At 72.6% G+C, this 21,894-nt stretch carries 15 protein-coding genes and 1 pseudogene; 6 read left to right on the plus strand and 10 right to left on the minus strand.

Translation table 11 applies throughout. The features are described from left to right. Positions 1-580: 580 nt before the first annotated feature. Complete coding sequence (locus WMF34_RS23245) at positions 581-4,024, plus strand: hypothetical protein (protein ID WP_437994576.1); 3,444 nt, start codon at positions 581-583, stop codon at positions 4,022-4,024. Positions 4,025-4,097: 73 nt separating this feature from the next. On the opposite strand, the pseudogene WMF34_RS23250 reads toward WMF34_RS23245, so the two are convergent. The 7 genes and pseudogenes from WMF34_RS23250 to WMF34_RS23280 all read right to left on the minus strand — a co-directional run. Then, a pseudogene (locus tag WMF34_RS23250) lies at positions 4,098-4,673 on the minus strand (FAD-dependent oxidoreductase); the annotation flags it as partial. 107 nt (positions 4,674-4,780) lie between these two features. After that, a complete protein-coding gene (gpmI, locus tag WMF34_RS23255) occupies positions 4,781-6,439 on the minus strand; it encodes a 2,3-bisphosphoglycerate-independent phosphoglycerate mutase (RefSeq protein WP_012237134.1) in 1,659 nt (552 codons plus the stop codon). A 106-nt stretch (positions 6,440-6,545) separates the two neighbouring features. After that, positions 6,546-6,848: a hypothetical protein gene (locus WMF34_RS23260; RefSeq protein ID WP_012237135.1), complete on the minus strand. Its 303-nt coding sequence runs from the start codon at positions 6,846-6,848 to the stop codon at positions 6,546-6,548. Between the two features lie 246 nt (positions 6,849-7,094). Next, complete coding sequence (gene lon / locus WMF34_RS23265) at positions 7,095-9,494, minus strand: endopeptidase La (RefSeq protein ID WP_437994577.1); 2,400 nt, start codon at positions 9,492-9,494, stop codon at positions 7,095-7,097. A gap of 235 nt (positions 9,495-9,729) precedes the next feature. Then, positions 9,730-11,526 carry an LA_2272 family surface repeat-containing protein gene (locus WMF34_RS23270; protein ID WP_437994578.1) on the minus strand — a complete coding sequence of 599 codons (1,797 nt, stop codon included), beginning with the start codon at positions 11,524-11,526 and terminating at the stop codon, positions 9,730-9,732. Between the two features lie 49 nt (positions 11,527-11,575). Beyond that, positions 11,576-12,454: a tetratricopeptide repeat protein gene (locus tag WMF34_RS23275; protein ID WP_044965538.1), complete on the minus strand. Its 879-nt coding sequence runs from the start codon at positions 12,452-12,454 to the stop codon at positions 11,576-11,578. Then, entirely contained in the window at positions 12,451-13,053 is a 603-nt protein-coding gene (locus WMF34_RS23280; RefSeq protein ID WP_437994579.1) for an RNA polymerase sigma factor, read from the minus strand. Before WMF34_RS23280 ends, WMF34_RS23275 begins: the two co-directional genes overlap by 4 nt. 519 nt (positions 13,054-13,572) lie before the next feature. Between WMF34_RS23280 and WMF34_RS23285 the strand changes: the two genes are divergently transcribed. Next, complete coding sequence (locus WMF34_RS23285; protein WP_437994580.1) at positions 13,573-14,067, plus strand: hypothetical protein; 495 nt, start codon at positions 13,573-13,575, stop codon at positions 14,065-14,067. A gap of 159 nt (positions 14,068-14,226) precedes the next feature. Here WMF34_RS23285 and WMF34_RS23290 read toward each other — a convergent pair whose 3' ends face one another. Then, complete coding sequence (locus tag WMF34_RS23290) at positions 14,227-14,928, minus strand: glutathione S-transferase family protein (RefSeq protein ID WP_437994581.1); 702 nt, start codon at positions 14,926-14,928, stop codon at positions 14,227-14,229. An 18-nt stretch (positions 14,929-14,946) separates the two neighbouring features. Between WMF34_RS23290 and gcvA the strand changes: the two genes are divergently transcribed. Further along, positions 14,947-15,882: a transcriptional regulator GcvA gene (gene gcvA / locus WMF34_RS23295; protein ID WP_437994582.1), complete on the plus strand. Its 936-nt coding sequence runs from the start codon at positions 14,947-14,949 to the stop codon at positions 15,880-15,882. Between the two features lie 10 nt (positions 15,883-15,892). On the opposite strand, the gene WMF34_RS23300 is transcribed toward gcvA, so the two are convergent. Continuing rightward, entirely contained in the window at positions 15,893-16,516 is a 624-nt protein-coding gene (locus WMF34_RS23300) for a TetR/AcrR family transcriptional regulator (protein WP_012237143.1), read from the minus strand. A gap of 289 nt (positions 16,517-16,805) precedes the next feature. Here WMF34_RS23300 and WMF34_RS23305 point away from each other — a divergent pair, with 289 nt between their 5' ends. Next, on the plus strand, positions 16,806-18,296 hold the full coding sequence (locus tag WMF34_RS23305; protein ID WP_437994583.1) for a serine/threonine-protein kinase: 1,491 nt from the start codon (positions 16,806-16,808) through the stop codon (positions 18,294-18,296). A 10-nt stretch (positions 18,297-18,306) separates the two neighbouring features. After that, a complete protein-coding gene (locus tag WMF34_RS23310) occupies positions 18,307-19,431 on the plus strand; it encodes a hypothetical protein (RefSeq protein ID WP_437994584.1) in 1,125 nt (374 codons plus the stop codon). Between the two features lie 78 nt (positions 19,432-19,509). Here the strand turns inward: WMF34_RS23310 and WMF34_RS23315 are convergent, their stop codons facing one another. Further along, on the minus strand, positions 19,510-20,934 hold the full coding sequence (locus WMF34_RS23315; RefSeq protein ID WP_437994585.1) for a PQQ-dependent sugar dehydrogenase: 1,425 nt from the start codon (positions 20,932-20,934) through the stop codon (positions 19,510-19,512). 244 nt (positions 20,935-21,178) lie between these two features. Here WMF34_RS23315 and WMF34_RS23320 point away from each other — a divergent pair, with 244 nt between their 5' ends. Next, a complete protein-coding gene (locus tag WMF34_RS23320; protein ID WP_044965543.1) occupies positions 21,179-21,829 on the plus strand; it encodes a cytochrome c3 family protein in 651 nt (216 codons plus the stop codon). Positions 21,830-21,894 lie beyond the last annotated feature (65 nt).

Raw genomic sequence — 21,894 nt, forward strand, 5'->3', positions numbered from 1 at the left:
CTGGACGCCTGTTCGAGGAGGGCCTGAAACTCCGCAGGGGTCCCGACCGCGCGGGTCTCCTTCAGGACCGCGAGTTGCTCTTGTGATAGTTCGATTCCCATAACCTACCTCCGTTGGGGGTGGTGGTCAGTGTGGATATCGTGGCCAATGGGCGGTCGTAGCACGACAGCAGAGCTCGGCGCGCACCAGCAGCGCCCGACGCACCGGAAAGCACGGTTGCGTCACCGGGGACCTGCACCAGCGCTTCCGGGACGCGACCCGGCGGAGCTGGGGAGCGGGATCAGCGGATCGGGAGCGCGGCCAGCAGCTCGGGGAGCTGCACCAGCGGGTGCTGGCAAGGGCTCCGGACCTGCTGGCGAGCGTCCATAACCTGCTGGCACGGTCCCCCCGGACCACTGGGACGCGTCCTCGCGTGCTGCCGCAACAGAGATGTGGTGTAACGAGGAAGAAAATTCTGTAGTTTCCTGTGACGCTTATCACGGCCAGACGGAGGATTGCATTGGACACTCGACGGCGCTCTCGCATCGACGGGAACAGGGCTGTATCAGCGCGAGGTGCGGGTCGAGCGCTGTTCGCGCGGATGTTCGTCGCCCTCGTCGCGCTCGTAACCGTGGCGTGCGGCGACGAGCCAGGCGACAGCAGCACGAGCAGCGGCGACCCGGGCGGGACCGGCGGCAGCGCGGCAACCAGCACGAGCGGTTCAGGCGGGGCAGGCGGCGCGGGCGGCGAAGGCGGCAGCGGCGGAGGCCCCGGCTGCACCGCGGGCGCGTCGCAGAGCGTCCCGTGTGGCCTCAATGGAAACGGGGAGCAGACGCAGGTGTGCACCGACGGTGTCTGGGTCGACGAGGGCGCGTGCGACGATCCGGACGAGTGCGTCGACGACGCCCAGCAGAGCGAGCCTTGCGGCCACAACGGCGCCGGGACGGCGACCTCGGTCTGCACGGGCGGCGTCTGGCAGCCGGGCGCCTGCGTCAATGCGGACGTCTGCACGAACGGCACGACGCATCAGGCAGCCTGTGGGCTGAACCGGGCGGGCTCGAAGCCGCAGGTCTGCACGGCAGGGCAATGGCAGGACGATGGCGCCTGCGCCGACCCCGACGTCTGCACGAACGGCACGACCCAGCAGATCGCCTGCGGGCTCAACGGGGCCGGCGCCCAGTCCCAGGTCTGCACCGCGGGGCACTGGCAGGATCATGGCGCCTGCGTCGACCCCGACGTCTGCACGAACGGCACGACCCGGCAGGCGACGTGTGGCTTCAACGGGGTGGGCACGAAGCCGCAGGTCTGCACGGCAGGGCAATGGCAGGACGATGGCGCCTGCGCCGACCCCGACGTCTGCACGAACGGCACGACCCAGCAGATCGCCTGCGGGCTGAACGGAGCGGGCGCGAGACCCCAGCGCTGCGCCGGGGGCCAGTGGCAGGACAACGGCGCCTGCGTCGATCCCGACGTCTGCACGAACGCCGCTACGCAGCAGAGCGCCTGTGGGTTGAACGGGGCAGGCTCGAAGCCCCAGCGCTGCGCCGGAGGCCGATGGCAGGACGACGGCGCCTGCGTCGACCCCGACGCCTGCGCGAACGGCACGACGCAGCAGGCCGGCTGCGGATACAACGGCGCGGGCACGAAGCCGCAGCGTTGCGCGAATGGCCAGTGGCAGGACGATGGCGCCTGCGTCGACCCCGACGTCTGCACGAACGGCACGACGCAGGACGTTCCGTGCGGGCTCAATGGACGCGGCGATCGGCAGCAGAGCTGCACGCAGGGCGCGTGGGTGGACACCGGCGCGTGCATCGATCCCGACGAGTGCGTCGACGACGAGGTGGCGCTCGCGACGTGTCCCGGCGGGGTCCAGTCGACGACGTGCGTCGAGGGGCTCTGGATCGAGGACGGCGTGTGTGAAAGGAACCCGCTCAGCGCGCAAAAGCTCACGACGTGCGCTGTTGTGGACCGCAAGGTCTACTGCTGGGGCAACAACTCGAGCGGCGAGCTTGGCAATGGCACCACGATCTCGACGGGCACGCCGACGCCGGTCTCGAACCTGAACGACGCCGTCGCCGTCGGGATGGGCGACCACCACGGTTGCGCGCTGCGCGCGACCGGCGCCGTCGTCTGCTGGGGCGCTGGCGATGCGGGCGGGCTCGGGAGCGGGGCCACCACGAGGACGACGACGCCCGTCCCCGTGTCCGGCCTCGACGACGCCGTGGCCCTCGATGTCGGCGCCGAACACGCATGCGCGCTGCGCGCGACCGGCGCCGTCGTGTGCTGGGGGCAAGGCCGCGCGGGCCAGCTCGGCAATGGATCGACGGCGAACGCGACGACGCCGGTCGCCGTCTTGAACCTCGCCGACGCCGTCGACGTCGACGCGGGCGGTGAACATACCTGCGCGCTGCGCGCGACCGGCGCCGTCGTGTGCTGGGGGCATGGCGTCGATGGCCAGCTCGGAAACGGCATTGCTTCCAACCAGTCGACGCCCGTGGCCGTCTTCGGCCTGAACGACGCGATCACGATATCGTCCGGCTGGAACTATAGCTGCGCCGTGCGGGCGAGCGGCAGCGCCGTCTGCTGGGGTCGAGGGACCAATGGCCAGCTCGGCAATGGCTCCTCAAACGACGTGTTCACGCCCGTCGCGGTGTTGACCCTCTCGGATGCGGTCGCCATCGAGACGAGCAGCGCGACCAATTACGCGGGCTCGGGCGGGACCTATGGCCATACGTGCGCGCTGCGCCAGAACGGCGCCGTCCGGTGCTGGGGGTATGGCGTCGATGGCCAGCTCGGGCAGGGGACGTTTGCTTCGAGCTCGGCCGGCGTTGCCGTGCTGGGCCTGAGCGACGCGCGCGCCGTGGCGGCGGGCTTGCATCACACGTGCGCGATGCGAAGCACCGGCGAGCTCCGCTGCTGGGGGTTGGCAAGCAGTGGGCAGCTCGGGAATGGATCGGTCGCCACCGCGCCGTTGCCGGCCTCGGTGGTGGACCTGCGGGACGCGGTGGAGATCTCCGCGGGCCCAGACCACTCGTGTGCCGTGCGCCAGAGCGGCGAGGTCCAGTGCTGGGGCGAGGGCGGCGACGGTCGGCTCGGCAACGGCTCCACGGTGGACCAGCCGAGCCCCGTCACCGTGTCGGGCGTGACCGACGCCGTTCGCGTCAGTGCGGGCGCTGGCTACACGTGCGCACTGCTTAAGAATGGACAGGTTCAGTGCTGGGGGGATGGATCTTATGGCGCGCTCGGAAACGGCGCGACGGCGGACAGCGACATGCCCGCCGCGGTGTCGAACCTGACGGACGCCGTCGCGATCAGCGCGGGCAGCTTGCACACGTGCGCTGTGCGCCAGAACGGGCAAGTTCGCTGCTGGGGCTATGGGGCAGACGGACAGCTCGGGAACGGGGCTACCACGGGGCAGAGCGCGCCCGTCACCGTGCTCAACGTGACGGACGCCATCGGCGTCACGGCCGGCAGCTATCACACGTGCGCCTTGCACGCATCAGGCGCCGTCTCGTGCTGGGGCTCCGGGACGAGCGGACAGCTCGGAAACGCCACCTTGACGAGCTCGTCGACGCCGGTCGCGGTGACTGCGCTGAGCGACGCCATCGCGCTCGATGCGGGGGCGGCGCACACGTGCGCGGTCCACGGCACGGGTGCCGTGAGCTGCTGGGGCAGCGGCGGCAACGGACAGCTCGGGAATGGTGCGACGACGAACGTCACCATTCCCATCCCGGTCTCGACCCTCGGCAATGCCGTGCAGGTGAGCGCTGGCGGCACGCACACCTGCGCGGTCACGGCCCTCGGGGGCGCGTTTTGCTGGGGCAGCGGCGCCAACGCACAGCTCGGAAACGGCTCGGTGGCCAATGCGCTGACGCCGGCGCAAGTCCCGAACGTCGCCGACGCGGTGAGCATCAGCGCCGGGACGAGCCACGCCGTCATGCTCCGTCAAACGGGCTCCGTTGCGGTCTGGGGAGCGGTAGGCGTGGGTCGCCTTGGCAATGGCAGCCCGAAGATCAGCTTCCCCATCGCCGTAGCCGGGCTCTGAGCTTCGCACGCGAGCGCGCCTCGGCTCGTCGAGGCGCGCGTGGCGAAAGCAGGTCGACAAGGCTCCGCCCGCGTCACGGCCTGTCCGCGAGGACAGCCGACTGGTGGACCGCCGCCGGCGCGCGCGCGTACTCCCTGAGCGCGATCGAGTCGTGCAGCCGGACCCCGTGGCTGCTCAGCTTGGCCAGCGCGCGCGACACCCCGCGCGGCGCAACGCTGACCAGGCGGCCTATCTGCGCCAGCGCCCACAGCTCGAACCGGCTGCCCGGGACCAGGCGCCTGGCGGCGTTCAGCGCGAACACCCGGCTGCGACGCACGTAGTCGGCCAGCTTGCGCTCGCAGGCCTGGAACGCGCGCGCGTGGTCGCCGCCTGCCGCGGCCAGCTCGCCGGCGAGGATATAGGCGCCGACCACCGCGAGGCTGGTGCTGCCGCCGACGGCCGGCCCGGGCGAATAGCCGGCGTCGCCGGTCAGGGTGACGCGCCCGCGTGACCACGAGTCCATGCGCAGCTGCGTGATCGAGTCGAAGTAGAACGCCGGGGTCCGATCGAGCTCGGCCATCAGCCGCGGCACCTCCCAGCCGGCCCCGGCGAACGCCTCGCGCAGCAATTGCTTCTGCCGCGCGACGTCCCGGTGATGGACATCGAGCTCGCGCGGGCGCCCTTCGACCGGCGCTCACAAGACAGCGTGAGCGCCGGCGGGGGGCTGTGCGCGGCGGCGCGCGGGTGGGCGCGGCGAAGCCTCTTGGTTGATCGGTATCAGCCAGCGATCAGCGACGGGAGGTAGTCCTCCGGAGCGCTGAGGCCCAGGAGGTGGAGCACGGTGGCCCCCATGTTCGCGAGGCCGGGCTTCTGCACGGTGGTGTCGATCGCGAACGTGTAGCCGGGCGCATAGACGTGGAACGGCACCGGGTTGAGCGTGTGGCTCGTCTTCGGCTTCGGCGAGCCGTCCGCGAGCGTCTCGAAGGCGCCGGTCTTCTTCACGAGCTCGTACATCTCGTCGGCGTTGCCGTGGTCGGCCGTGACGAGGAGCACGCCGTTCAGCGCCTTGACCACCGGGAGCAGGCGCCCGATCGAGAGGTCGACCGCTTCGACGGCCATGATGGACGCGTCGCGGACGCCCGTGTGGCCCACCATATCGCCGTTCGCGTAGTTGATCCGGTAGAAGTCGTGCTTTTGGCTCTTGAGCTGGGCGATGAGCGCGTCGGTGATCTCCGACGCCTTCATCCACGGGCGCTCCTCGAAGGGCAGCGTGTCGCTCGGCACCTCGAAGTAGGTCTCCCGCGCGTCGTCGAACTTGCCGCTCCGGTTGCCGTTCCAGAAGTAGGTCACGTGGCCGTACTTCTGCGTCTCGCTGCTGGCGTAGCTGCGCTTGCCGGCCGCGACGAGGTACTCGCCGAGCGTGCGGTCGATGGCCGGTGGAGGCACGAGGAAGCGCTTCGGAAGCTGGAGATCGCCGTCGTACTGCATCATGCCCGCGTAGAAGACGTCCGGCTTCGGGCCGCGGTCGAACTTGTCGAAGTGGGGGTCTTCGAACGCGCGCGTGATCTCGATCGCGCGGTCGCCGCGGAAGTTGAAGAAGAGCACCGCCGAGCCATCCTCGATGGGCCCCACGGGCTTGCCGCTGCCGTCGACGATCACGAAGCCGGGCAGGTTCTGGTCGATGACGGCCGGGTCTTCCTCGCGCAGCGTCTTGATCGCCGCCTCGAGGCTCGGGAAACCACGCCCCTCGCCGCGCACGTGGAGTCTCCAGCCGCGCTCGACCATGGGCCAGTCAGCCTCGTAGCGATCCATGGTGATCTTCATGCGGCCACCGCCGGAGGCCACGCGGTAGTCGCGACCGCCCTTGCCGTTGATCGCGGCGAGCTCCCGCTCGATCCGCTCCACGTAGGTGAGCGCGCTGGTCTGCGGCACGTCGCGCCCGTCGATCAGCGCATGGATGCGCACCTTCTCGACGCCGACCGCGTCCGCGGCCTTGAGCATCGCCGCCAGGTGGTCGATGTGGCTGTGCACGTTGCCGTCGGAGAGCAGGCCCATGAAGTGGAGCGGCTTGCCCGTGTTCTTCACGCGCGCGATGGCGAGCCTCCACGCCTCCCCCTCGAACAGCGAACCGTCGGCGATGGCATTGTTCACGAGCTTGGCGCCCTGATCGAACACGCGGCCCGCGCCGAGCGCGTTGTGGCCGACCTCGCTGTTGCCCATGTCGTCGTCGCTCGGCAGGCCGGCCGCCTTGCCGTGCGCCGCGAGCGTGGTGCTCGGCGCGTTGACCGCGAGCCAGTCCAGGTGCGGGGTGCGAGCGAGCCACACCGCGTTGCCGTCGTTGTGCTTGCCGACGCCGATGCCGTCCATGACGACGACGACGACGGGCCCGGACACGCCAGGGAACGAGCGATGCTTGGGGAGGACCAGTGAACTCATGTCGGACCGTTTACCGGAGATCGGGGCGGAGAAGAACTACAACCGGCAAACCTCGGGGCGCTCGCTCGGTCCGGCACGCGGCCATCACGGCCGGAAGGTGCATCTCTCATCCGTGCAGGATCGTGGCGGTCACATCGCGCCCGCCCGAGAGGTTGGTGATCAGCGCCATCGGCGTGTAGAGGAGCCCGAAGGGGAAGCCCCACCAGCCGAAGAGCAGCGAGATCATCGTGTACGGGAGGCCCTTGAGGAGCGCGCTCTCGCCCGGCCGGATGTAATGGACGGCGGAGCTGCGCTTGAAGGTGAGGATGAGGATCGAGATACAGTATTCGAACACCACGAACCGCGCCCCCGCGGCCAGCTCACCGCGAATCGTTTCGTTCGACAATCCCTCGATCCCTGCAATCGTCATCGGCTGCTCCCCCGTCTTGCGCGGCCGGCGGCCGTGGTTGGCCATGGTCGCACGCGCGCCGGGGGGATTGACAGGGGCGAGGTGCGGGCGTCGGGGCTCGGGCTTCTTCTCGCCGCTGCGCCGGATTGGAAGAACATCCGGCCGCCAACGAGCCTCAACCTATCGAAGTTGCTGTTCTTTCTTCCGAGCCCGCGCCGCCGCGCACAGCCCCCCGCCGGCGCGGCGGCTCGGCTCAGCCTCTCTCCGCTACGCGGCCGCCGCCGGCTCCCCCGCCGCCGCGCCGGTCACGCCGCCCGTGCCCGCGGCCTCGATCGGCGCCTCCTCCAGCGCCGCCGCGATCACCTGGCTCATGTCCTCGACGAAGATGAGCTCCAGTTCGGCCCGCACCTCCTTCGGGATCTCCTCGGCGTCGCGCGCGTTCTTCTGCGGCAGGACGACCCGCTTGATCCCGGCGCGGTGCGCCGCGAGCACCTTGGACTTGATCCCGCCGACCGGCAGCACCCGCCCGCGCAGCGTGCACTCGCCCGTCATCGCCGTGTCCGAGCGCACCCGCCGCGCGGAGAGGAGCGACGTCAGCGCCGTGAACATCGTCACGCCCGCGGACGGCCCGTCCTTGGGCACGCCGCCCGCAGGGACGTGGATGTGCAGGTCCTCCGCCTCGAGCTTCGCCGTGTCGACCCCGAGCTCGATGGCGTGGCTGCGCACGTAGGTGAGCGCCGCCTTCGCCGACTCCTTCATCACGTCGCCGAGCTGACCCGTGATCTCGACCCTCCCCTTCCCCGGCATCCGCGACGTCTCGATGAACAGGATGTCCCCGCCCACCGGCGTCCAGGCGAGCCCGGTCGCGACGCCGGCGACGCTCGTCCGCTCCGCCACGTCGCTGAAGAACCGGACCTTGCCAAGGTACGTCCCGAGATCGCTCGCCTCGACCACCACGCGCGGCGCCTTGCCGTCCGCCGCGCGGGCGATCTCCAGCGCGACCGCCCGGCAGAGCTTCTTGATCTCGCGGCCGAGCTGCCGCACCCCGGCCTCGCGCGTGTAGTCGCGCACGATCGCCGCGAGCGCCTCGTCCGTGATCGACAGCGACCCCGGGTCGATCGCGTGCTCCTTGAGCTGCTTCGGGACGAGGTGCGACCGCGCGATCGCGATCTTCTCGTCCGGCGTGTAGCCGGACAGCTCGATGACCTCGAGCCGGTCCCGCAGCGGCGCCGAGAGCGCCCCGAGATCGTTCACCGTGCAGAGGAAGACGACCTCCGACAGATCGAACGGGAGCTCCAGGTAGTGATCGACGAACGTCCGGTTCTGCTCCGGATCGAGCACCTCCAAGAGCGCCGCCTCGGGCGAGCCCCGCCACCCGGCGCCGAGCTTGTCGACCTCGTCGAGGAGCACGATCGGGTTCTTCACCTTGGCCTTCTTCAGCGCGTGCACGATCCGGCCGGGCAGCGCGCCGACGTACGTCCTCCGGTGGCCGCGCAGCTCCGCCTCGTCGTGCACGCCGCCGAGCGAGATGCGCACGAACGGGCGGCCCGTGGCGTCGGCGATCGACTGGCCGAGCGAGGTCTTGCCCACGCCGGGCGGGCCCGCGAAGCACAGGATCGTCGCGCGCGCCTTCCCGGTCAGCTTGAGCACCGCCATGTGCTCCAGGATGCGGCGCTTCACGTCGTCGAGGCCGCGGTGATCCTCGTCGAGCTTCGCCTTCACCGCGTCGAGGTCGTCCTTCACCTCCGCCCTCGCGCTCCACGGCAGGTCCGCGATCCACTCGAGGTACGTGCGGATCACGTTGTGCTCCGCGCTCTGCGGGCCGACCGACTCGAGCCGGCGGAGCTCCCGATCGGCGACGGCGCGCGCCTCCTCGGGGAGCCCGGCCTCGTCGAGGCGCCGCCGGAGGGCCGACAGCTCGTCCTCGCCCTCCTCGCCGCCCGCGAGCTCCTTCTGGATGGCCCGGAGCTGCTCGCGGAGGATCACCTCGCGCTGGCCCTTGCCGAGCTCGCGCCGCACGTCGCCGTCGATCTTCTTCTTCAGGTCCGCCAGCGCGGACGCCTCGGCGAGCAGGCCGGCGACCCGCTGGAGCCGCGGCACCACGCGGAGCTCGGAGAGCACCTCCATCTCCTTCTCGGTGGCCAGGCCGAGCGCGCCGGCGACCTGATCCGCGAAGACGCCCGGCTCCGCCCGGCTCGTGGCGGCGATCTCGGCGAGGTTGGTCCCCGTCTTCGGGCCGACCTCGCGGGCGCGCTCGCGCAGCGACGCCGCGAGCAGGCGCGCCTCCTCGGCGTCGCCGAGGAACTCGGGCGCGAGGGTGCCCTCGGCCCGCCACGTCGGCTCGGTCTCGACCAGGGCCGAGAGCGCGAAGCGATCGAGCCCCTCGATCACCAGCCGGTAGCCGTTCGAGACGCGCGAGATGTCGACGACCCGCGCGAACGTGCCGATGTCGTGGAGGTCCTCGCGCCGCGGATCCTCGCGCTTCGGATCGCGCTGCGCGATGACGCCGATCACGTCGCCGGCGTGGACGGCGTTGAGCAGCGCCACCGAGCGGGGGCGCCCCACCGGGAGCGTCAGCACGGTGCCGGGAAAGAGGACGCCGGTGCGGAGCGGGAGCAGGGGAAAGGGGGAACGAGGCGCGCTGGCGCCGCTGCGAAGCTGGCTCATGCGAACTCCTGTGGCAGCGGTCGGCTCGCGCCATCCGTGCCGGATCGGTCGAAGGTCAGGTGGACTGCGTGGACGGCGCGCCGCGCCTCCGCCCGTCAGGGCAGCGCAGCGCGCGGATGGGCTCACGTAGACCGCCGCGAGCAACCGCTCGGGCGAGCTCCATGAATCGATGAACGAAAAGTAAATTCGTTCACGCGCCCGTCAACCCGCCCCCCCGGCGAGCGCGACGGCTGGATCAGAACAGCTGGACGCCGAGCACGACGCCGGGCCAGGCGCGCTCGGTGCTGGTGGCGTCGGAGCCGAGGGGGGCGCTGCCGTAGGGGCTCAGCCGGGCGTCCGCCGGGGTGCCGCCGAACGCGACGTTAAAGCTGGGACCCCCGAAGATCGCGAGCTCCGGGAAGAGGCGGAAGCCGAGGAGCGCGCGCGCCTGCGCGATGATGGCCGCCGGCTCGAGCGTCGAGGGCTCGTGGAGCGTGTACCCGAGCACGTCGACGTCGACATAGGCGCGCTGATGGATGGAGATGCGGCCGCCCAGGCCGAGCGCGGAGACCAGGAGAGGGCGGTTGCCGATCGTGCGAAGGCCGATCCCGTAGATGTTGTGGATGTGGTCGCTCCCGTGCTTGACGCCGGCCATCACGATGCCGGATTCGAGCCCCCAGGCGTCCACGTGCAGGCGGCCCTTGCGGATGAAGTTGAACAACCCGAGCGAGAACGGCGAGTCGTCGGCGTAGTTGACGAGGCCGATCTGAGCGCCCCCCACCTTGCCGGTGGCGATGTTGACGAGCCCGATCTGCACGTCCGCCGACTCGCCCGCGGCCAGGTTCGTCAGGCCGGCTTGCAGATCGGCCGACCCGCCGGCGGCGACGTTGACCAGGCTGAGCTGCACGTCCGTCGCCTCGCCCACGGCGACGTTGGCCGCGCCGATCTGCACGTCGGTCGACTTGCTCACCACGACGTTGGCCACGCCGACCTGCAGATCCACGGACGCTCCCGCGGCGAGGTTGGCCATGCCCACTTGGGCTCCGTCGACCTGACCGGCGGCGACGTTGACCGCGCCGACCTGCGCGCCCGCGACAGGACCGGCGGCGACGTTGACCGCGCCGATCTGCGCGCCCCGGAGCGAGCCGACGACGTTGGCGCCGCTCGTGACCTGCACGCCACGCGCCGGACCGAACACGAGGTTGGCCGCGGTCGAGAGCTGCGCCCCGCACAGGAACGACGAGGAGATGCTGGCGCCCGCGCTGAGCTCGATGCCCGTGGTGCCCGCCGTGTACCCGGCGACGAGGCTCAGCGAGTAGTGGCGGACCACGTTCGTGCCGGTGAAGGTCGAGGAGCCGACGAGGGGGAGGACGTCGGCGCCGAACAGAACGCTCGTCGCACCGGGGGACGCGCACGGAGGCGGCTCCGGTGGCGCGGGGGCGGGGCGCGAGGCCTTCGCAGGACGCGCGGCGCGGGGAGGTGGCGCCGGCCTGCCGGCGTCGGGCGGCGCCGCGGGCGCTGGCTGCGCCGCGGCCGGCGCCTCGGGCGGGCGCTTGCCGAGCGCCGCGGCGAGCTCCGCCGCCTCGTCCCGGACGAGGTTGCCCGCGAGCAAGGCGATCGCCTCGGCGGCGCGATCGGGATCCTCCGGGACGTCGATGGTGCGCTCGATGCGGCGGCCGTCCGCGGCGCTGTAGCTCAGCGTGACGCGGCCGTCGGGCTCGCCGCGGAGGACCAGCGTGGAGCGCCCGGCGGTCGCCGCGCGGGCCAGCGTGACGTCGGCGCCGAGCTCGCGCCCGATGGCGGCGCGCACCGCGTCGGGATCGAGCGTCCACGGCGCGCCGTCGACGACGAGCTCGACGCCCGCGGCGCTCGGCTCCTCGGCGAGGGCAGGCGCGGGAGGCGCGGTGACCGCGGCGAGGGCGCCCGCGGCCGCGAACGCGTGCAGAAGGAGGACGCCCGCGCGGAGGCCTGCGCTGCGCGCGGACGTCTTCCGGTCACGGCGCGGCGAGCCCCGCGGCGGCGCAGGGGGAGGTGCGAGGGCGGGTGAGTTCATCGACCATGCTGTGCCCGCTCGCGGCGCGTTCGTTCACGCGCCGCGACGTTCACTCGTCCGCGCTGCGCATCGCCTCGAGCAGCGAGCGCGACTCGTCCTTTCGGTAGCCGCCGAGGGCGCCCTGCGCGAACGGCTCGAGCGCCCGCCGCGCCTCGTCCTTGCGGCCGAGGCGAACGAAGCAGAGGGCGCGGTTGTACTGGGCCTCCACCGCGAAGCGGCCGCGCGGGGCGGCGGCCAGGTACGCGTTCCACGCGTCGAGCGCGGCCGCCGGGTTGCGGTCGACGAAGTGCGCGCGGTGCGCCGCCTGGTAGAGCGCGTCCGCGTCGGGGCCGGCCGGCGGACGCTCGATGGCCTGCGGATCGCCCGCAGCCGGCCGCGGCGCGGTCGGCAGGCGCGCGGCGCCCGGCGCGACGGCCGCGGCCGGGCGCGAGGCAGACCGGACCGGCGCGACCGCCAGCACCGGCGCGCGCGGCGGCGCGGGTGCGATCGGGGGCTCCGCGATCGGCGCAGGCAGCGGCGGCGGCTCCGGCGCGGCCGCCTCCGCGCTCGCCTCGGCCTCGGGCGGCGCCGGCGCCTCGGCCTCGGGCGGCGCGGGCGCCTCGGCCGCGTGCCGCGGCCCGGACAGCGCGCGCTGCGGCGGCGGCGCGGGCGGCATGGTGGGCGCCTCGGAGACGCGCAGCCCGAGCCGCGACGCGAGGTCGTCCCAGCCGCCCGGGAACCAGCGCGCGGCCGAGGCCCACGCGACCGATCCGACGAGCACGGCGGCCAGCGGGACCACCACGCGGACCACCGCGAGGCGGCGCGCGCGTTGGGCCTTCAGGCTCCTCATCACGCGGGCGCGCGTCTCGTCGCGGCGGGCGCGCGACGCGTCTGCCTCCGCGCGAAGCGCGCGCGAGGCCTCGCGGAGCACGTCGTCCTTCTCCTTCACGGCGCCCTCTCTTCCAGCAGCGTCCGGAGCTTCTGCTTGGCGTGGAACAGCCGCGTGCGCACGGTGGCCTCGGGCACGCCCATGATCTCGGACGCCTCTCGCGCGCTGCGCTCCTCGACCTCGCAGAGCACGAACGCCACGCGCTGCGCCGTCGGCAGCGCGTCGAGGGCGCGGTTCAGGGCCTGGGCGAGCGCGGCGCGGCCGGCTTCCCGCTCGGGGCTCGACGCGTGCTCCTCGTCCGGCTCCAGGGCGAGCCGCTCCATGGCGGCGCGGCGCCGCGCCGCCGCGCGGAGGTGGTGGCGGGCGTGGTTGACCGCGATCGCGATGAGGAACGTCTTGAGCGACGAGCCGCCGCGGAACCGCTGCGCGGCCTGGGGCAGGCTGATGAAGACGTCGTGGGCCAGGTCCTCGGCGGACGCGTCGTCGCCGGTGAGGCGGCGGGCGAACCCGCGCACCGCGCCGTAGTGCCTGTCGTACGCCTCGCCGACCGCCGCGGCGTCCCCGCGCCGCAGCCGCTCGACGAGCGCCTCCTCCGCGTCCTGCGCGCGCTCGGCGCCGCGGGAGAAGAAGAACGGCATGAGGAGCGCCATGGTCTTCATCGGGCGCCACCTCTCCCCGGCGCGCGGGGGCTCGACGTCGCCGGACGGCTGTGCCCCCGGAAAATCCGCTGCTCGCTCTGTCCCATCTCGGTCCATCCCTGCGCCATCATCGTTACACCCGAACGCGCTCGGCGGCGTTGCCCGTTTGCCATCAACAAGCGTCGGAGAGCCCGGGTCGACATGAGGCACACCCCGTCGTGCCCGGCGTGGAGAAGAGCGTTCATGGTCGGCGCGTCGGTTTCGTGCCCGGAGGGGCCGGGGACGTTCAACCCCGGTGGGCAAAATCGACCGCCGGGGGTCCGGGCGGCTGAAATCTACGGCCAGGGGCGCGATCGGGCGCCGCGGTCCACCCCGCCGCCCGGGAGCTCCGGACCGGCGGCCGTCGAGATCGTGCGCAGGCGCGCGACCCGTTGAACGGAGCGCGCGGCAGCGGGCACGGAGCTCCGAGTGGGCAGAGGGCGCCGCGCCGACGAGCCGCGCCGCTGCCCTGGATCCATCGCTGATCAGGAGTGATGACCTATGAGCATGCGCACGGCCTTCGAGTGGGGTCTCGGTCTCTCTTTGTCTTTTTTCTCGATGACGACGGTCGGTTGTTACATCGAGACCAGCGACGACTGCGACTGGGACGATGACTGTATCGACGCGCCCGACGCTCCCGATTTCGAGCGCCCGGATTATGACGAGGACACGGATGACGACGACCGTGAGGAAGGCGCGAGCAGCGGCGGCGAGAGCAGCGCGAGCGGCGGCGGCGAGAGCAGCGCGAGCAGCGGCGGAACGGGCGGGAGCTCCTCAGGGGGACAGATCGCCTGCGAGGCGGCGTGCGACTGCCCGAGCGGCGACGCGTGCGTCGAGGGGATCTGCAAGACGCCGTGCGCGGCCTCGTGCGAGTGCGCCGAGGGCGAGTCGTGCGAGGGCGGCTATTGCGCGCCCCCGCCGGAGCCGGCCATCTCCTGCGAGGTGGACTGCGACTGCCCGAGCGGCAGCGAGTGCGTCGAGGGCGTCTGCACCTGAGCCGCGGGGCGCTCCCGGGCGCGCAGCGATCTGAGCTCGAAGCGCGCCCATCGTGAGTCTCGTGAGGCTGCGCGCCCTCTTACCCCACGGCCCGACTCCTGACCGCCGAACCGGTGAATCCCGCGAAGCGGGGCACTCAGCGCGGCGGGGAGCCCAGGCTCACCGCGACGGGATGAGCCGCTCGAGCCGGGACATGTACCCCGGCAGCTCCGCCGCCAGCGCTCCGGGCAGCGCCCGGTCCGCTTCGAACAACATCGCCAGGTTGCCGTAAAGCGCCGCGTCCGCGAGGCTCGGGGCCTCGCCGAACAGGAACGGCGATCGCTTCAGCGTCCGGACGGTCGGCGCGAGCAGGGTTTTCGCGCGCTCGAGCAGCGCCGGGGTGTCGCGCTCCCACTGCTCGATACAGCCAGCGCCGAACTTGCGCTCCTTGATCAGCGTGTACAGGGCGCGCTGACCCGGCCGCTCCCAGGCGTCGCGGATGCGCGGCGACGCGACTCGGAACAACACGTCCTCCAGCGGTCCATCGCAGAAGTCCGCGTACGCCCAGACCGGGCCCTCGAGCACGTCCAGCGTCAAGCGCCGGGCGGCAGGGTCCTCGAGCAGGAGCTCGCAGATCCGCCGCGACTCGACCGTCACCCGGCCGTCGTCGCCGACCAGCACCGGCACGTAGATGTAGCCGCCGGTCACGCGGGCCAGCTCGTCGCGATCATCGTACGGCACCTCGACCAGCTCGTACGGGCGGCCCAGGAGGTCGAGCAGCATCTGAACTTTGCGGGCGAAGGGGCTATATCGGAGTCGGTAGAGCTTCATGACTCCCGGGATACCCCGGCGCGCCTGGACGAGCGAACGAATGTTTTCCATGGTACATGAGAAATTCTCATGACCAGCCCCGCCCCGGGGGATCACCCTCCGCCGCTGCCGTCGCTCACCGCCCTGCAGGCGTTCGAGGCCGCGGCGCGCCATTCGAGCGTCACCCGCGCGGCGCGCGAGCTGGGCGTGACCCAGGCCGCCGTCAGCCACCAGATCCGCGCCCTCGAGGACACCCTGGAGACGGCGCTGTTTCGGCGCTCGCCGCACGGCATCAGCTTGACGGAGGACGGCGAGCGCTGGGCCGCGGAGCTGGGCGTCGTGTTCGCCCGGCTGCGCGAGGCGAACGCCCGCCTGCGGCGGCCCGCCGCGGACGCGCGGCCCGCCGTGTCGGTCAGCGTCACGCCGTCGTTCGGGGCGCGCTGGCTCGTGCCGCGGCTCGGGCAGTTCCTTGTGAGCCACCCGGAGGTCGACGTGCGCATCTCCGCCACCGAGCGCCTCGTCGATCTCGCGAGAGAGCCGGTGGACATCGGCATTCGTTATGGACTCGGCAGCTACCCGGGCCTCTTGACCGTCAAGCTGGCGGACGACGCCCTGATCGTGGCCGCCGCGCCGAGCGTCGCGAGCAAGCGCGCGCGCTGGCGCGTCGAGGACCTGAGCCACGAGGTGCTGCTCGGGGACGACCACCCCGACGCCTGGGGCCGCTGGTTTCGCGAGCGCTCGCGCCGCCTGCCAGCGCGGGTCCGCCAGAGCCAGCTCACCGACTCGTCGATGCTGGTGGACGCGGCGGTGCGCGGTCAGGGGGTGGCGCTCGCGCGCTGGTCGCTCGCGGCCGCGGAGCTCGAGCTCGGCCGCCTGGTGCTGCTCTTTCCCAGGCTCCCGGCGCTGCCGACGGGCCTCGCTTACTACCTCGTGAGCACGCGCGCGAGCCTGCGGCGCAAGCCGGTGGCCGCCTTCAGGGACTGGGTCGTATCCGAGGCCGCGAGCCTGCGCAGGCCCGGAGGCTGACGGCGCGGCGTCAGCCCCCCGGCTCGCGGGCGGGCCCGCGGCCGACGAGGCCGTAAAGGACGATCCGGTGGACCGCGGACAGCATCGCCTCGACCTCTTCGCGGGAGCCCTGGAACAGCCACGGAGGAGCGAAGCTCGCATAGGCGCGCAGGAGGGCGCGCGCGGTGAGCTCGGCGTCGGCGGCGTCGAGCTCGCCGGCGCCGGCGCCGCGCGCGACGAGATCGCGGAGGAGCGCGCGCTCCTCGTCGAGGAAGCGGGCGTGGGCGGCCTTCACGGCGCGGCTCTGGCAATGCACGAGATCGCACGCGTGCGCGCCCGAGCCGGCGAGCTCCAGGAAGGCGCGCGCGCGGGCGTCGAACACCGCCCGCAGCCGGTCGCAGAACGGCACGTCGTCCCGGGCCGCGGCGGCGCGCATCGCGGCCATGACGGCGCGGTGCTCGCCCTGGGAGAGCTCCTCGACGATGGCGTCCTTCGAGGCGAACTCCAGGTACACGGCGCCGACCGCGATCTCGGCCTCGCGCGCGATATCGGCGACGGTGGTCTTGGCAGGCCCGTACCGGCGGAGGAGCCGCTCTGTCGCCTCGAGGATCCGCTGGCGCCGCTCCCTTTCGCCGCCGGGGTAACCGTGCTCCATGAGGTGAGCGATGTTCTCCTGGATTCACGGCCGGGGGAAGCGTCCTGGCGGGCGGCCGGCAGGGACCATGGGAACGCCACGGCGCGCGGGCACGGGCGGGCCACGCGCTGGCCGCTGGCGATGGCGCACGAACCCGACGGCGCGCGGGCCGCGCCGGCGCGACGGAGCCCAGCCCCGAGATTGATCGCCGTACGTCCGGCGGCTATCGTGGGCTGGCTTTGCACCGGATTTTCCGCGAAGATCGCGCTGTTCACGGGATCCGCGGTCCGGCGCGCGAGGGGACCGAGCCATGACGAGCACCGCGCCGACACACGACGAAGCCGAAGGGCTGGTGCGACCGGGGCAGGTCATCGCCGAGAAGTACCGCGTCGAGCGGGTGATCGGCGCCGGCGGGATGGGCGTCGTCGTCGCCGCGACCCACCTCCAGCTGGAGGAGCGGGTCGCGATCAAGCTGCTCCTGCCCGAGGCGGCGAAGTCGCGCACGCTCGCCGAGCGCTTCGTGCGCGAGGCGCGCGCCGCGGTGAAGGTCAAGAGCGAGCACGTGGCGCGCGTGACCGACGTCGGGACGCTCGACTCCGGCACGCCGTACATGGTGATGGAGTACCTGTCGGGCAGCGACCTCGCCGACGCGCTCCGCGCGGGCGGGCCGATGACCCCGCAGGCGGCCGTCGAGTACGTCCTCCAGGCCTGCGAGGCGCTCGCCGAGGCGCACGCCGCGGGCATCATCCACCGCGACCTCAAGCCGGCGAACCTGTTCCTCACGCGGCGCGCGGACAGCTCCCCGTGCGTGAAGGTGCTCGACTTCGGGATCTCGAAGGTGGCGACCGGCGGCTCCGACCCACGGATCACCGACACGAAGGCCATCATGGGGTCGCCGCTCTACATGTCGCCCGAGCAGCTCAAGTCCTCGCGCGACGTCGACGCGCGCACCGACATCTGGTCGCTCGGCGTCATCCTGTTCGAGCTGCTCACCGGCGCGCCGCCGTTCGACGGCGCGACGATGCCGCAGCTCTGCGTGGCGATCATGCAGGGGATCCCGAGCCCCCTCGCCGCGTTCCGCTCCGACGTGCCCCCGGCGCTCGAGGCGGTGATCCGCAAGTGCCTGGAGAAGCTGCCGGAGCAGCGGTTCCGCCACGTCGGGGAGCTGGCCGAGGCGCTCGCGCCGTTCGCGACCGGGCGGGCCCGGCTCTCCATCGACCGGATCAGCGGGATCTCGCGGAGCTCGGGGCCCCCGCGGCCGGAGCTCGCTTCGGCGAGCGGGGTGACCTCGCCGACCGTGGTGAACACGTCGCTGAACACCTCGCCGACGTGGAGCGGGACGGTCGTGACGCGAAAGCGGCCGGTGGGGCTCGCCGTCGCGGCCGGCGCCTTCGTGTCGCTGATCGCCGCGGTCGCGGTCTTCGCGTTCCTGACGTCCCGCTCGCGCGGCGACGGCGCGGCGACCGAGCCGGCCGCCAGCGCCTCGGCCGCGCCGTCGCCGGCGGACGCCGCGGCACAGCCGGCGACCGCGCCCGCGTCGCTCTCGCCGGCCGTCACGCCCGGCGGCGCCGAGGCCCCCGCGCCGGTGGACGACCGCACGGCGGCGCCGGGCCCGGCCGAGATCACCCCTGCGCCCCCCGCGGCGCCGGCCAGCGGCAAGCCCGCGGCGCCGCGCCGGCCGAGCGCCGCGCCGCGACCCCCGGCCCCCACGCACGCCACGCAGCAGGCTCCGGCCCCCCGGCCGCCCGCCGCCCCGGCCGCCGCGCCGCCCGGCGGCAACCTGTTCGACGATCGCAAGTGAGGACACCACCATGACGAGCCTGCCCGTGAAGCACCTCGGGCGCCTGCTGGCGCTCGCGATGTTCCTTGCCGCCCTCCTCTCGGGCGGCCGCGACGCGAGGGCCGACACGGCGGCCGCGCAGGCCCTGTTCGACGCGGCCAAGCAGCTGATGGCCCAGGGCAAATACGCCGACGCGTGCCCCAAGCTCGAGGAGAGCCAGCGGCTCGACCCGGGGATCGGCACGCAGTTCAACCTCGCGGCCTGCTACGAGCAGCTCGGCCGGACGGCGAGCGCCTGGTCGATGTTCCTCGAGGTGGCCGGCGCGTCGAGGGCCGCCGGCCAGCTGGAGCGCGAGAAGGTCGCGCGGCAGCGCGCCGCCGCGCTCGAGCCGCGGCTCATCCGGCTGACGATCACGGCGCCGGCCGACTCCCCGGCCGACCTCCAGGTGAAGCGCGACGGCGCCCTCGTGGGGCGCGCGCAGTGGGGCACGCCGGTGCCCGTGGATCCCGGGAAGCACACGGTCGAGGCCTCCGCCGCCGGCCGAGCGCCGTTCGCGAGATCCATGGAGCTCACCCGGGCGGGCGCCTCGGAGACGCTGGCCATCCCGCCGCTGCCCGCGGGCGCGCCGGCGCGCGACGCCGCGCTCCCGCCGAGCGGCCCCGCCGCGCCTGCGGGCGCCGCCGCGCTTCCTCCGGGCGGCCCCGGCGCGCCGCGAGCGAGCGGCGCCCCGCTCGCGCCGGTCGCCGCGGTTGCGCCGGGGCGCCCGGCCGCGCCGCTGACCAAGCGCCGCAGCAAGGGGATGATGGTCACGGGCATCGTCCTGACGAGCCTCGGCGCCGTCGCCATCCTGGGCGGGGGCCTGGTGATCGCCTCCGCCCCCTCGTGCTCCGGCGACGGCTGCGTGTACGACAGGTCCAGCAACCCGTACGCCGACGACACGGGCTACCAGTACGAGGAGGACGGCGCGGACGCGGAAGGCGCCGGGGTCGGGCTCGTCGTCGGCGGGCTCGTCCTCGCCGGCGTCGGCATCCCGCTCGCCATCGTCGGCGGCCGCAAGGTGCCGGTGCAGCCCGAGAAGCAGGCTGCCTCCACGCCGGCGCCGCCGCCCGAGCTCGTCATCGGCCCGCGCTACGCCGGGCTCCGCTGGTCCATGTGAGCGCCGGCGCGGCGCTGCGCCGGCCCGGCGCGCGCGGCGGTGCGCCGCCGCGGCGCGCGGCGAGGGGGTCGTGAACGCTCATTCCGGATCGATCCGGTACACGGTGCCGCCGAGATCGACGACGTAGACCTCGCCGGCCCCGTCCTGCCCGAAGCTGGCGATGCTGTAGCCGAACGACCCGAGATCGTCCGTCCGGTCGACGGGCGCGGAGACCACCCCGCCCTCATAGGTGAGCGTCCAGACCCTGCCGCTGCAGTAATCACCGTAGAAGTAGCTCCCCCGGAGCCACGGAATCCTGCTGCCCCGGTAAACGTAGCCGCCGGTGACCGAGCAATCCTCGATGACCCGCCCGGCGTGGCCGTACTCGACGGCAGGGAGCGTGATGGTCCCCTCGAGATCGCAGCTCTCCGCGGGGATGAAGCAGTGCGCGCCCTCCATCCGGCGCCAGCCGTAGTTCTTCCGTCCTTGCCCTGCCGGCTCGATGTTGATCTCTTCCCAGAGGCGGTGACCGACGTCCGCGATGTAGAGATCGCCCGTGCACGCGTCGAAGCTGAAGCGGTACGGGTTCCGCAAGCCATAGTCCCAGATCTCGGGCAGGACGCCTTCGCCCGTCATGTTCCCTTCCGGGATGCCGTACGGGTGTGTCGAGACGTCGAGGCGAAGGATCTTCCCGAGCAGCGTCGTGAGCGCCTGGCCATTGCCGATGTCGGCATGGTTGGGGCCGGCGTCGTTGTTGTCGCCGCCGTCGCCGAGCCCGAGATAGAGGAAGCCGTCGATCGGGCTGAACTCGAGCGAACCGCCGTTGTGGTTCCGATGTAGATCCACGACCTCGAGGTACGTGGCCACCGGGTCTGGACTGGCCACGTCCGGCCCCTCTCCCCGCGCGAACTCGACCACACGCGCGTTGCCGCCCGTCGCCTTGTCCGTGTAGTGGACGAAGAAGCGACCGCCGTCCTCGTAATCCGGGTGGAACGCGAGCCCGAGCAGACCGCGCTCGCCGTTGGCATTGAACAGGACGCGATCCCGGATATCGAGAAACACCTTGGGCTCCGCCGCTCCGTCGTCGAGGACGAGGATCTGGCCAGGCTGCGTCAGGATGAAGAGCCGCGTGGGGTCGCCCGGCGCGGATTTCACGAGGAGCGGGTGATCGAGGCCGGAGACGACCGTCGTGAGCTTCAGCGCGCCCTCGTCCTCGCTCGGCGGCGCACAGCTGAATCCCTCCGCGGGCTCACCGCCGCCGCTGCCGCCAGCGCCGCTGCCGCCGCTGCCGCCAGCCCCGCTCGCGCCAGCCCCGCTCGCGCCAGCCCCGCTCGCGCCAGCCCCGCTGCTGCCACCCCCACTCGCGTCCGCTCCGCCGGCTGCGGCCGATGAGTCCCCGCCGGTCGTGCCGGGCGGCAGCGGAGAGATCGACTCCTCGCGCGAGCAGGCGATGAACGCGAGCTCGGCCGCCAGAACAAGCGCGAGGATCGGAAGGGACGACAGGGCTGAGCTCGACGGCCTCATGGCCGGACGATATCGTAAATCGTAGATCGAAGCCCAGGGCGGCGAAGATGCGTTGTTGGAGGCACCCGCGCGCCCCGCCCGCCGCGCGCGCACGCCGGACGGCGCCGCTGCGGGCCCCCCTGACGCGCCTGTGCCGGCGTTCGGGGCGTGGCGAGATCGCGAAACGAGCCCCGCGATCCACGCATCGATATCGATGGAGCTGGCCCCATCGCCGCACTTCGAGCGAGGCCAACCACACGAGAGCATGGCATCCGTTTTTCCGCGCTGGAGCAACACCGCTTTCCGACTCGCCATCGCCGCCGTCATCCTCGGCGGCGCTGCGGCCGTGGCAGCGCCGATGATCTACGTGCGCTCGGACTGGAACACCGGGCGGCACCTGCCCGTGCAGCAGCCCGTGCAGTTCGACCACAGGCACCACGTGCAGGACGACGCCATCGAGTGCCGTTTCTGCCATTACACCGTCGGGCGGGCGGCCACGGCGGGCATGCCGGCGACAGCGGATTGCATGGGCTGTCACAGCCAGATCTGGAATCAGAGCCCCAAGCTCGAGCTCGTCCGGAACAGCTATTTCTCGGACACGCCGATCGTCTGGAACCGCGTCAACGACGTGCCCGACTTCGTCTATTTCAACCACGCGATCCACGTGAACAAGGGCGTCGGCTGCGTGACGTGCCACGGCCGCGTGGATCAGATGCCCGAGGTCCGCCAGGTGACGCCGATGACGATGGGCTGGTGCCTCGAGTGCCACAGGGCGCCGGAGCGCCACCTCCGCCCGCTCTCCGCGATCACGGACATGGACTGGGACCCCGGCCCCGACGCGGAGCGGATCGGCCGGCAGATCGCGCAGCAGCTCGGCGTGCGGCACCTCGTCCACTGCTCGGCCTGCCACAGGTGAGCCCGCGCGGGCGCGAACGGAGCGACACACAGGGGATCATCGAGGAGCGACCAGGACACCTACGA

Source organism: Sorangium sp. So ce145, from assembly GCF_051525985.1.
Taxonomy (GTDB): domain Bacteria; phylum Myxococcota_A; class Polyangia; order Polyangiales; family Polyangiaceae; genus Sorangium; species Sorangium cellulosum_B.